Origin of the sequence: Lampropedia aestuarii (genome assembly GCF_004803635.1) — a bacterium.
Classification (GTDB): domain Bacteria; phylum Pseudomonadota; class Gammaproteobacteria; order Burkholderiales; family Burkholderiaceae_C; genus Lampropedia; species Lampropedia aestuarii.
Window position 1 is genome coordinate 319,875 of sequence record NZ_SSWX01000001.1, and the last position, 11,921, is coordinate 331,795.

The following is an 11,921-nucleotide window of genomic DNA, read 5'->3' on the forward strand; positions in this document are numbered from 1 at the left end:
CCTCCCCCCGCTCGCCACTGCCCTTTTGGTGTTTGAAATACACTTGACGGCTTGGTGCATCCAAACAGATGCCTACGCACGCTTTACACTACAGGCCAGTGCCTTTGTGCATCTTAAAAATACGTCTTAAGGATCATTTTCATGCGTTTGCTACTCGCTATTTTTCTGCCCTTCATGGTGTTTTTCACGATTGGCCGCCCACTGGCAGGCATCATTTGCTTGATCCTGCAAATCACCTTGATCGGCTGGATTCCTGCTGCTATTTGGGCCGTGTATTCATTGAGCCAATACAAAACAGATAAAAAAATTGAAGCTGCACTGCGCAAATAAACCAGCGCAGCACCCAGGAGCACCACTTTGACCATTCGCAGCGCCCTGCCCTCTGAATTCGAGACCATCACCAATCTCTGGGAAGACTCCGTAAGGGCCACGCACGACTTCCTGCCCGAAGCAGAGCTATTGGCATTGCGCCCGCAACTGCTCAATGACTGGCTGCCTGCAGTGAATCTGCGGGTCCTGACAGACCCACACAATGCCATCATTGCGTTCAGCGGCGTCGTGGACGGCAAACTGGAAATGCTGTTTGTCGCACCACACGCATTCGGCCAAGGCGCAGGCAAAGCCTTGCTACAAGATGCGATCGACCATGCAGGTGTTGAGCAGGTTGATGTCAACGAAGCCAATCCCAAGGCCCTGGGTTTTTACCTGCATCAGGGTTTTGAAGTGGTTGGCCGCTCTGCGCTTGATGGGCAAGGCAAGCCGTATCCGCTGCTGCATCTGCGTTTGCGCGGCACCTCCCGCGCCTAGCCATGCACCCAGCCTTGGCAGGCCCCATACGGCTTTAACATCGGCCGTCTCCAGGGCATCGCCCCACTGGCAGTTGCCACTGTGCTACATTGCGCCACAGTGGCCTCATCAGCGCTCGGATGTTCAGACTGCGGCAAACTTATAGGGCTAACGGGCCAGCCGCAATCAGCTCTGCAGTCGCCATTTAACGGCCTCTCAAAAACAATTGGTCCAGCGCCGACATGCTTAGCTGCCGCCAAGTTGGTCTGCCATGGTTGCATTGGTCTGAACGCTCGGTCGCCTCCATTTGGCGCAGCAAGGCATTCATTTCCTCAAGCGTCAACTGGCGATTGGCCCGCACCGAGCCATGGCAGGCCATTGTGGACAAGACCTCATCGCGCGCACGCTGCAGCACCGTGGTGTGCTCATGCTGTGCCAGCTCTGCCAGCACACTGCGCGCCAGCTCTGCCGGATCTGCCGCGCGCAACTCAGAGGGCATCGAGCGCACAGCCAGTTTGCTCGCATTCAAGGCGGTGACTTCCAGCCCCAGGGTCAACAGGGTCTCCGCATGCTTTTCAGCGGTGGCCATCTCCAGAGCCGTGGCCACAAAGGTCGCCGGAATCAGTAAAGGCTGGCAGGGGATGCTGGCGTCATGCAACAGGGTTTTGAGGCGCTCGTACACGATGCGCTCGTGGGCCGCATGCATGTCGACAATGATCAGACCCAGGCGGTTTTGCGCCAGAATATAAACGCCGTGTAGCTGGGCCAGCGCTTTGCCAAGCGGCCACTCCTGAGCTTGCATAGAGGCAAAATCGTGCGCTGCCTCAGTCGGCCAAGCCACGGCCTCGCTGGCTTGCGCCTGCTCGCCCCAGTGCTGGGCAGACTCTTGCACGGCCCTTGCCGTATCGCCTGCCACACCGAAACTGGCATACGGACTCGCTGCCATGTGCTGCGCTTGAAAATCGGCCGTCTGGCCCGCATCCGCCCGCGAGGCCGCCCCACCTGTGCCCCACAAGGCATCCAGTGTTTGGCGTGTTTTGGCAATGTCTGCGGCAAAGCTCAGCCCCTGCTGCGAGGCCCCGCCCTGCCAGCCTATATTGCCCGAAACCAGTGCAGAACTGTGGCCGGCTGTGTCGGCCGCATCGCCTCCGTCCAACGCTCCCGAAGCCGCGCGCGAGGGCGCAATCGCTTTTTCAAGCGCATGGCGCACGGCCGCATGCACGATGCGGCCATCGCGAAAACGCACCTCAATCTTGGTTGGGTGCACGTTCACATCAACCAGCTGTGGGTCAATCTCTATATACAACACATACACTGGCTGGCGGTGGCCGTGCAGCACGTCTTCGTAAGCCGAGCGCGCTGCATGCGTGATGGTTTTCTCGCGCACATAACGGCCATTGACAAAGCAATACTGCTGGTCAGCCCGGTTGCGCGAATGGGTCGGCATACCGGCCCTGCCATACACATGCACACCAGCCTCCTGGTGGTCGACTGGCACCGAAAACTCCATGAATTCAGCGCCCATCACATCGGCAATGCGCCGGTCCCACTGGGCTTGGTCGACTTCTTTAAAAGCATCGCCCAGCCCCTCAAAAAAGCCTGCTTCGTCTGCATCTACTGCTGTCGGCTGCTTGGCACTGGCCAAATCCGCGCCGCGCCATTGGTGCTGCAGCTTGCCTCCATGCCAGATGGCAAAGCCCACATCGGGCCTGGCCAATGCGTGGCGGCGTACCGCCTCAACGCAATGGGCAAACTCAGTGGCTTCTGATTTGAGGAATTTGCGCCGCGCTGGCGTGGAAAAAAACAGCTCTTTGACCTCGACTGTGGTGCCCACTGCACGGGCTGCCGGCTCCATTTCGCCACTGGAGGCATCCAGCATCATGGCCGTCTCACTGTGCGGCGTGCGCGAGGTGATGCGCAGCTCAGAGACCGAGCCAATCGCTGCCAACGCCTCGCCACGAAAGCCCATCGTCATCACCGACTCCAGATCGTCGAGCGAGCGGATTTTGCTGGTCGCATGGCGGTGGATAGACAAAGCCAGATCGTCCTCGGGCATGCCACGCCCATCATCTTCAATCACAATGTGGCGGATACCGCCAGCCATCAGGCGCAGCTGCAATTGTGTAGCACCTGCGTCCAGTGCGTTATCAAGCAGCTCACGCACCACCGATGCAGGCCGCTCCACCACCTCGCCTGCGGCAATCTGGCTGATCAAGGTATCAGGCAATGCGTGAATGGGGCGGTAGACAGAGGTTGGAATGCGCATAAAAGAAACAGTGCTCGGCCAATGCAAAGGCCTATTGTAGAACCTCGCCCTCAATCGGTTGCGCGCAAAGCCGGCACAACAGCCCGCCCTAGAGACAAGCCGCGCTCTATGCCCACACCATGACGCATAAAACCAAGCATAACAAGCCCAGGTAAACCTTGGCGTGCACAGCATCTGGAATGGCGCCAATCCACCGCGACGAGGCACGAATACCCAACCATGATCCGGCCACCATCGCCATGCAGGCACGCAAATCAACATACCCCCAATGCCAGGCATCAAGCCCGCCCACGCCCCGCGCAAGACAGGCATAGGTGATCGTGCCCACAATTGCCACCGGCAATGACAGGGGATTGGCCGCAGCGGTGGCTGCAGTCATGCTGGCACCACGGCGGCGCATCAGGGGCACGGTCATCACACTGCCGCCTACCCCTAAGCCTGCTGCCACGGCACCAATGACTGCCCCAAGCCCCCATGTTGCCCCAGGTCCCAGCGGGGTCAGACTGTCGCTGCGCGTGTGCATAAAACCGCGCCTCAATAGACCATCAAGAATCGTCAAGGCCAAATAAGCGATGAACGCCCTGCGCATCCAAATGCCATCAACACCTAGCGCACCCCAGGCCCCTAATCCAGCGCCCAGCGCTATTGGCATCAGCAAAGGACGCACCCGGCCCCAAACAATCGTGTGATGGCATTGGTGGCGCCAAGTGGCCAGTGCCGCACCAAACACCATGACGCACGTTGAAGTCGCAACCGCAATGTGCATGGCCTGTGCAGCCACCTGGCTGTCTGCATTGCTATTGAGCATCAGCAGCGCATACAGCACAGGCACAGCAACAAAACCGCCACCGAATCCAAACAGCGCGGTCGTCACCCCCGCCAAAACACCGAACAAGACCAAAAACCAATACATGCCAGCACCGCTACGTTGTTGAAAGGCATACGATAGGCGATCGCGAATTGGCCTGCTTTCTATAAAATGCCATTCATCCTTTCATTTCGGCCAAACCATTCCCAATGCTCAACACCCCATTGGCCAGCGTCGATGCGCTGGCGCGCAGTGTCCTCGCCATTGGCACAGACTACCCGCCCGGCACCTTGCTAGAGACCCACTCACACCGGCGCGCTCAACTGCTGTATGGCATGCGCGGCGTCATGGAGGTCGACACCGAGGATGGCAGCTGGGCCATCCCGCCCTATAGCGGGGTGTGGATTCCTGCAGGCAAGCCCCACCGCGTGCGCATGCATGGCGTCAGCACCCGCAGTCTGTATATTGAGCCCGCCAGTGCGCCGCGCAGCAGCGCGCAGTGCGAGGCGCTGGTGGTGGCACCACTGCTGCACCAATTGCTACTGGCCTGTGTGGAGCTGCCTGCGCTGTATGACGAGCAGGGCCGCGATGGCGCGCTGATCAGTTTGCTACTGCATGAAATACGTTTGGCCCAGACCATGCCCTTGTTTGCGCCTATGCCCCATGACCCTGAGCTGGCGCTGCTGTGCAAAGCCTTTCTCAAAGCCCCGAACATCCAGTCCTGTCCCCAGGACTGGGCTGCGCAGCTGCACAAAAGCCTGCGCAGCTTCACGCGTTTTTTCCACCAACAAACCGGCATGGCTTTTGGTGCATGGCGCCAGCAAGCCTGTTTGCTAGCCGCCTTGCCACAACTCAGCGCAGGTGCCTCGGTCACGCACATTGCATTGGAGTTAGGCTACGAAAGCCCCAGCGCGTTCTCGACCATGTTCCGCAAAAAACTCGGCAAAAGCCCAGCCCAATTCATCCGCACGGAAAACCAGGCGAGCAGCTGAGTTTTGGCATCTGCGCGAAGCAGAGACCACATCTACATCTAAGAGCCTGATTGGACGGCTGCTCTGACCCAGCCAAGACATGCTGGGTAGCAGCGCAGGCACCTTGCCAGGGAACTGAAAAAGCGGCCTTTGCTGTACCAGGCATTGCCCATACACGCAGCATTGCCCAATCTTTAAGCACGACAGCCTGCTCTATAGGGACATCCCGCGTTCTACAACGAGTTATCCACACCTTTTTCCACTGCGAATGTGGAGAAACATCCTGCAGCTTAGGTGCATTGCCCGTGCAGCACACCGATTGATCGTGGAGCGCAGCTTGCCCACTGTCGGCCCGCGCGGTAGAACCGGCCCCCTACATCTGCGACCACATACGCAGCAGGTTGTGGTAGAGGTTGGTCAGCGACAAAACCTCCGGCCCATCACCGTATTGGCTGCGCAAACTTTGAATCGACTGGTCCAACTCGTATATTTGACGGCGCTGCGCGTCGTCACGCAGCATCGACTGCAACCACACCACCGATGCCACGCGCACGCCACTGGTTACGGGCAGAACCTGGTGCAGGCTGCTGGACGGATACAAGATCGCATCGCCAGCAGGCAGCTTCACAAAGTGCGAGCCATAGGTGTCCACCACCTCCAACTCGCCGCCTTCGTAACTGTCAGGCTCGGACAAAAAGACCGTACAAGACACATCGGTGCGCAACCAGCCGCTTTGCTCACGCCGGGCTGCGCCATCCACATGCAGGCCATAGGTTTCTCCGCCCTCGTAGCGATTGAACAATGGTGCGCCAATGCGCAGCGGCAGTGCGGCAGCAAAAAAATGGGGGCTTGCCTGCAAGGCTGCCAGCACCGTCGCGCCCGCCTGCTGCGCCACTGGATGGTCAAGCGGCAGCTGGCGGTTGTGTTTGACGCGCGCGCCTTGCTCGCCCACGCTGGCACGCCCATCCGACCAAGGACCGCTGTCAATGGTCTGACGCAGCGCGTGCACCTGCTCAGCACTGAGCACATTCGCAATATGCAGCATCATCGGGGTACTCGCTTTCAGGCACAGTTAGAACTGGAAGTTCAGGGTCACGCGTGCAGAACGCCCTAAACCCGGAATATAGCGCAGCCCCAGGTGGTTGATAGCTGCCACATACTGCTTGTCAAACAGATTGAACACATTGAGCTGCAGGTCTGTCTGCGCATTGAAACGGTAGCTGGCCATCGCATCCATGGTCCAGTACGAGGGGGTTTGCTCAGGCGATGGATAGTCACGCACCCAGCGTTTGAAACCGCTGTCATAGCGCCCGCCAGCGCCCACCGTCGCAGCACCAGAAATGCGGTAGGTGCTCCACAGCGACAAGGAGTTTTTCGGCGCATAGCCAAGGCCGCTGCTGCCGTCGGCTACCGCCGAGACACCGCGCACCACCTTGGTTTTTTGGTAGGTATAACTGGCCAACATGTCCCAGTCCCGGGTGATGCTCCCGCTGGCCGACAGCTCCAGGCCTTGCACCCGTTTTTTGCCAATTTGGTTGAATTCGCCGCTGCTGTCGATCTCGACCTCGTTGTCAACATCGGTGCGAAACAGCGCACCTGTCAGCAGTAAGCTGCGATTGAACAACTCCCACTTGGTGCCCAACTCCACAGTTTTGGCTTTCTGCGGCTTCATATTGGCATCGGTGACAATGCCGCGCACCAAATCCATCGTCGTCATACTATTGACCAAACTGAAGGTGCTGCTGCCAGGCGGCTGCTGGGCAACCGCATAGTTCGCATACATACTGCCGTTACTCGCGGGTTTGTACAGCACGCCGGCCTTCCAGGTCAGCAAATTGTCGCTGGCTGAAATGCTGTCATTGACCGAGCGGAAAGTGGTTTTGTAGCGGTCCAGGCGCAGCCCGCCATTGAGCTGCCAGCGTGCATCGAGCTTGATGGTATCAAACGCATACAAGGCCAGTGTATCGGTGCGTCCGCGCGTGTTCTCACCAGTGCGCACAATGTTCGCGCCTGGGCCATACGACGGATTTTGCGCATTGATCGGTGGCAAAGCCGTTGGTGTGCGCTGCTGGCCATAATTGATTTGCTGCTCACGCGTGAGCTCCAGCCCCATGCTGACCTCGTGCGTTAGCGCCCCGGTTTGAAACTCGGTATTGAGGTTGGTCTGGTTGGTATAGATCTCATTGCTCACATCTTTGCTGAACATCTGTCTTTGCAGCATCAACGCGTTTGGATCGGGACTGATAGGCATGACCGGAAACGCCGAGAACGTCGCCAAAAAATCCTGCGATGTTTTGGCCCAGCGTGTGGTGTTGCGCAGCGCAGCGCCAGAAGCCAGATCATGCTCAAAGCGCAAGGTCGCCATCGTCGACTCGCTCTTGTCACGGTCACTGCTGGAGCCATAGAAATTTTTTCGACGTGGCTCGGGCATGTTCCCTAGCGGCGCGTAATTGCCGCTAAAACCGGACAATCCCACGGTCGGAATGCCAGCATCAGGCACATTGTTTTGCCGCACGTGCTGCACGTTCAGATAGGTGCGTGTGGGTGTACCAAGCCCCATGGCCAGCGCTGGCGCAATGCCCCAACGGCGGTTGGTGATGCGATCGCGTCCAGCCACGCCAGCATCCTCCCCCATCAGGTTCAATCGAAAGGCGGCATTGGGCAAGCCATCGAGCTCGCGGTTCAGATCGAGCGTACTGCGTTTGTAACGCGCAGTGCCAGCGCCGATCGATAGATCGCTGAAGTTGCCCTTTCTGGCTTGCTTGGTGACCAAATTGATCGCGCCATTAGGCGCGCTGCGGCCCGCATCTGTGCCAGCCGGGCCTTTGAAAACCTCCACCGCCTCGGTATTGAACACATCGCGCGAAATAGTACCGGTATCGCGCACATTGTCGACATAGATGCTGTCTTTCGCATCAAAGCCTCGCATGATGATTGCGTCGCCCATCGATGGAGGGCCTGCTCCTTCACCCGCAGAAAACGTGCCCATACCCGACACATTACGCAGCACGTCGGTCAGCGTACTGGCCGTTTGTTCGCGCATCACCTGCTGAGGCACGATGGTCACCGTTTGCGTGGTATCGAGCACAGGCTGGGTGAACTTGTCTGAGGACAGCGCATTGACCTTGTAGCCAATATTTTCATCGCCTATGACCTGGACTTCCGACAGAGTTTGCTCGGCCTGCGTCGCATTGGGATTTGCCGCATTTGGCTGCGCCAGCACCGGCAAACTCAGCGCCATCCCCGTTAGCAAGCCATAGGCGGCTGAGCCCGTTACACCGCGCACAGTCTGGTGTTTGCGCCCTTTGATGTAAGCCATAGAACCAAGTCTTTCAATCAAAAAAATAGCCGCCTCAGTGGGCGGATAGTTAAGAACCTGTTTACGATCTTTTCGCTGACCGCGTTGGAGTACAAAAAAGCGCATTGCAGCGTTGCCCGTTGTGCTCATACTCATGTCTGAGCTGCAACAGGCGCCTTGCACTGCCTCTTTTTGTGCCTTGCGCGACTATGAAAAATCGTAAACAGGCTCTAAGACCCCATGCACCGCCTAAACGCTAGGCAGCAAGACAATGCACAGGTAGGTAAGACAGGGAACTACTGGCTAATCACAATCGGCATGCATCGTAGATTGCATGCCGATTGTGGAAGTTTGGCTGGGCCTTCCCTGCATGTAAGCAAAAAGAATAGCATCGGGTTAGGCCGTTTGATTGTTAATAATTCTCATTAAGAATAAATGCCTAGCATTTTGCTTCAAGCCAATCACGACCTTCAACATAGTTAACAATCAATGCAATGCAAAGTCGAGAATGGCTCTCGGTAGAGTGCTTAGAGCCTGTTCAAAAATCTCCGTGCAAAACCGCATTACCGGTAGTGCACAAACAGGCCTATAACCTGCTGCAGACGCCTTACTCAGCCTCTTTTTTTGCCTTGCGCGGCTGCACGCCGGTTATGAGCCGGCTCTTGCAAACACCGCAATCAAGGATTCACAGTGTGTCCTGGCGCCAAACCCATCACAACAGTTGAAGACATTGCGCTACAAGCAGCCGTTCTGTGCCTGACAATGGCATGTCTATTGTGGTTTTGATACCTCCTGTCTATGAAGCGCCCCCACATTCAAGCCATCTCAGCCGGCATGCTCGCCAGTTTCTCGATTGTCGCAGGCTACCTGCCGATCGCATTCTCCTTTGGCGTGGCCGCAGTCCAAGCAGGACTGGATGCCCGCGTAGCCGTATTGACCTCGTTATTGGTCTATGCCGGCGCCAGCCAGTTTTTGCTGATCTCTTTGTTGGCAGCAGGCGCGGGCTTGTGGACCGCCTTGCCCACTGTTTTGCTGATGAATGCCCGCCATATGCTGTATGGGCCTGCGCTCGTGGCACAGGACTTGGCCTGTGCACAGAAGTCCAACGGCCAACTGGCCAGCCCTTGGTTGGCGTTTGGCCTGACCGATGAGGTCTTTGCGACAGCGATGAGCAAGCAAGCACAGATTGCGCCAGAGCAGCGCGACCTATGGCTGTTAGGCCTGCAACTGGGCGCCTATGCCACATGGGTGGGCGGCACTGTGCTGGGCGTGAGCTTTGTGCGCGAAGTGGCCAACTGGCCCAGCGCCGTGCGCGATGGTTTGGACTTTGTGCTACCCGCCCTGTTTTTTGCCTTGCTGTTAGAGACCGGCATCCGCCGCTGGCGCGTGCCCGTGCTGATCGCAGCCGTTACCGCACTAGGTCTGGGCTTCTTTCTCAAAAGCTACCACGCGCTGGCGCTAGCCATTGTGGCGGGTGCGCTTGGCCAAGGCATTGACACACACAGGACCACACCATGAGTAGCGTGCTGATCACCATCGCCCTTTGTGGCATTGGCACTTTTTTACTGCGCTGGCTACCACTTTGGCAGGCACGCAAAAACCAGCGCTCAGCCCCCAATGCAGCCAGGCTGCAAAAATGGCTGACCGGTGTGGGGCCAGCTGCCATTGCAGCCTTGTTAACTGTCTCTCTGTGGGGCCAGCTGAGCACCGATGCACGCCCAGGCCGCGTGGCCATGCTGGTCATCGCCTTGGCATGCACCGCCATCACCCGACGCATGGCGGGCGGCGGCATTGCCTTGCCGACCTTGGTCGGCGCAATCGCCTATGGCCTGCTGTCTTACCTCGGCTTGTAAGCAGGCCTTTGCTGCGCGATGGGCCAGCGGCGCGTATCAACGCAACGGGACACCCAAATCAAGCAAGAGGTGGCTGAGTGCATAGCCCTTGTCGCCCTTGCTTTGGAACTTGTCCAAACGGGTCGCCAGATGCTGGGCCCAGAGCAGATGCGCAACGCCTTGCTTTTTCCAACAACCATCGTGCACCTGGTCGTCATGCCAGACCATAGTGTCCGGCCAGTTCGGTTTGCGGGCAGCCATCGTAGCGCGCGCATGGTGCAACACGGCCGCTTGCAATCACATCGCCCTCTTCGCCTGCGCCATAACGTCGCAGCAATAACACGTCGATTGCACTCAGTTGGGGATCAGCATTTTCTTGGCGCTTGGCAATGCCAGGCCAGCAGCCACTCACTCTCGACCCAAAGGGCGAGCTTACAGCGAACCTAGAGCTCGACCCCAAAAATTCGACCTATTGCCGCCGTAATCGCCATCGCCGCCGCGCCCCAGAAAACGACACGCAGTGTTGGCCGTAGCATTTGTGCGCCACCCGCACGCGCACCAAGAGCGCCCAAAAGCGCAAGAGCGATGAGCGTGGCCACCACCACCACAAGCGCAATCTTGTCTGATGGCGCAAGGACTGCTGCCAGCATCGGAACCGCACCAGCCACCGTGAAGGTCAGTCCAGATGCCAATGCCGCTTGCAAAGGGTTGGCGCTATGCACCTCTGACAAGCCCAACTCATCTCGCACATGCGCAGCAAGTGGGTCGCCTTGCGACAATTCTTGTGCAACAAGCCTGGCAGTCGCTGGGCTAAGGCCTCGGCCTTCCCAAATCGAGGCCAGTTCTGCCTGCTCAGCTTCAGGTGCCTCACGCATAGCCGCCGCTTCACGCGCAATATCGGCGCGCTCCAGATCCAATTGCGAGCTGACTGACACATACTCCCCTGCAGCCATTGACATGGCACCTGCAGCCAAACCTGCTGTGCCTGCCACCAGCACAGCGGAGGGCGATGGATTGGCAATCGCGACCCCCACAATCAGCGATGAAATGGACACGATGCCATCATTCGCACCCAACACTGCTGCTCGCAGCCAGCCGCTGCGGGTGACAAAATGCGGCTCCTCGTGCGCGGACTGGTAGTTTTGCATTGCTTAGGCCCCATGTAAGGATATGAAATTATCGAAAAATACCACGATAAGCCACGTTATAGCGTTTTGGGCAACGCTGCGACACCACCTTTGCGGGCAAGCGTGCGGTATTGGCAAGGTGTCTTTTGCAGACCGCCTTGTTGTACAAATGGCGCCTCACAAGCAGAGTAGGCTCCTGCAATGGGCTCGTCGGCTCTAAAGAAGTCAAAGCACGGCCCTTTGAAAGACACGCTGTGGAGCACAATGTGCGAGCGGCGATCTTGAACCAATTCACAGACTTGGGCGACGCGAGCGCTGATCGCCGCCAGATATTGTTAATGGACACCTGTATTGACCCAGCCTTTTCTGCACAGGTCAGGCCGCTAAAGCATAAGCCTCAGCAGGAGTTTTCATACCCAGCGCTTGGTGTGGGCGTTGGTTGTTGTAAAAGCCAATCCAGTCTGCAATGACCCGACTGGCGTGCTGCAAGCTATCAAATCGGTGGCGGTGTACGCATTGGTCTTTGAGCGTACGAATGACTCTCTCGACCATGCCGTTTTGCTCAGGGCTGTAAGGGGCAATGAACTCCTGCTGCAACCCGTAGCTTTTAGCCAGTGCGGTGTAGCTACGGCTGGTAAATACAAGGCCGTTATCCGATCTGAGCAAGAAGGGTTTAGCCACTTTACCCAAACACCCATAGCGGCTGATTATCGCTTGCTCTAGGGCCGATTCAGCCGTTTTAGATTTGCCGCTTTTGCTCAGATGCCAGCCTAGTAGCTGGCGACTGTAGCAATCAATGACTAGGGCCAATGAGGCCCAGCCATCCTTGCCGG

Annotated in this window: 12 protein-coding genes; 5 read left to right on the plus strand and 7 right to left on the minus strand. The window is 57.8% G+C overall.

Annotation, left to right across the window (positions count from 1 at the left end; all coding sequences use genetic code 11):
- Nucleotides 1-141 precede the first annotated feature (141 nt).
- Complete coding sequence (locus E8K88_RS01370) at nucleotides 142-330, plus strand: YqaE/Pmp3 family membrane protein (RefSeq protein WP_136404830.1); 189 nt, start codon at nucleotides 142-144, stop codon at nucleotides 328-330.
- A 27-nt stretch (nucleotides 331-357) separates the two neighbouring features.
- Entirely contained in the window at nucleotides 358-807 is a 450-nt protein-coding gene (locus tag E8K88_RS01375; RefSeq protein WP_136404831.1) for a GNAT family N-acetyltransferase, read from the plus strand.
- A 184-nt stretch (nucleotides 808-991) separates the two neighbouring features.
- On the opposite strand, the gene mutL is transcribed toward E8K88_RS01375, so the two are convergent.
- Together mutL and E8K88_RS01385 are read right to left on the minus strand one after the other, a co-directional pair.
- A complete protein-coding gene (gene mutL, locus E8K88_RS01380; protein ID WP_136404832.1) occupies nucleotides 992-3,052 on the minus strand; it encodes a DNA mismatch repair endonuclease MutL in 2,061 nt (686 codons plus the stop codon).
- 106 nt (nucleotides 3,053-3,158) lie between these two features.
- On the minus strand, nucleotides 3,159-3,965 hold the full coding sequence (locus tag E8K88_RS01385; RefSeq protein ID WP_136404833.1) for a sulfite exporter TauE/SafE family protein: 807 nt from the start codon (nucleotides 3,963-3,965) through the stop codon (nucleotides 3,159-3,161).
- A 104-nt stretch (nucleotides 3,966-4,069) separates the two neighbouring features.
- On the opposite strand from E8K88_RS01385, the gene E8K88_RS01390 reads away from it, so the two are divergent.
- Nucleotides 4,070-4,852: an AraC family transcriptional regulator gene (locus tag E8K88_RS01390; RefSeq protein WP_136404834.1), complete on the plus strand. Its 783-nt coding sequence runs from the start codon at nucleotides 4,070-4,072 to the stop codon at nucleotides 4,850-4,852.
- Between the two features lie 352 nt (nucleotides 4,853-5,204).
- Here E8K88_RS01390 and E8K88_RS01395 read toward each other — a convergent pair whose 3' ends face one another.
- Entirely contained in the window at nucleotides 5,205-5,879 is a 675-nt protein-coding gene (locus E8K88_RS01395) for a Fe2+-dependent dioxygenase (RefSeq protein WP_136404835.1), read from the minus strand.
- Nucleotides 5,880-5,903: 24 nt separating this feature from the next.
- On the minus strand, nucleotides 5,904-8,150 hold the full coding sequence (locus tag E8K88_RS01400; RefSeq protein WP_168797213.1) for a catecholate siderophore receptor Fiu: 2,247 nt from the start codon (nucleotides 8,148-8,150) through the stop codon (nucleotides 5,904-5,906).
- Nucleotides 8,151-8,927: 777 nt separating this feature from the next.
- Here E8K88_RS01400 and E8K88_RS01405 point away from each other — a divergent pair.
- Nucleotides 8,928-9,647: an AzlC family ABC transporter permease gene (locus tag E8K88_RS01405; protein WP_136404837.1), complete on the plus strand. Its 720-nt coding sequence runs from the start codon at nucleotides 8,928-8,930 to the stop codon at nucleotides 9,645-9,647.
- Nucleotides 9,644-9,982: an AzlD domain-containing protein gene (locus E8K88_RS01410; RefSeq protein WP_136404838.1), complete on the plus strand. Its 339-nt coding sequence runs from the start codon at nucleotides 9,644-9,646 to the stop codon at nucleotides 9,980-9,982. The genes E8K88_RS01405 and E8K88_RS01410 overlap by 4 nt, the downstream gene beginning before the upstream one ends.
- Nucleotides 9,983-10,018: 36 nt before the next feature.
- On the opposite strand, the gene E8K88_RS01415 is transcribed toward E8K88_RS01410, so the two are convergent.
- From E8K88_RS01415 to E8K88_RS01425, 3 genes are all read right to left on the minus strand, one after another.
- Nucleotides 10,019-10,222 carry a hypothetical protein gene (locus tag E8K88_RS01415; protein WP_136404839.1) on the minus strand — a complete coding sequence of 68 codons (204 nt, stop codon included), beginning with the start codon at nucleotides 10,220-10,222 and terminating at the stop codon, nucleotides 10,019-10,021.
- Nucleotides 10,223-10,404: 182 nt separating this feature from the next.
- Nucleotides 10,405-11,109 carry a VIT1/CCC1 transporter family protein gene (locus E8K88_RS01420; RefSeq protein ID WP_136404840.1) on the minus strand — a complete coding sequence of 235 codons (705 nt, stop codon included), beginning with the start codon at nucleotides 11,107-11,109 and terminating at the stop codon, nucleotides 10,405-10,407.
- A 354-nt stretch (nucleotides 11,110-11,463) separates the two neighbouring features.
- The coding region (locus tag E8K88_RS01425) for an integrase core domain-containing protein (protein WP_168797214.1) at nucleotides 11,464-11,921 on the minus strand (458 nt) is incomplete at its 5' end.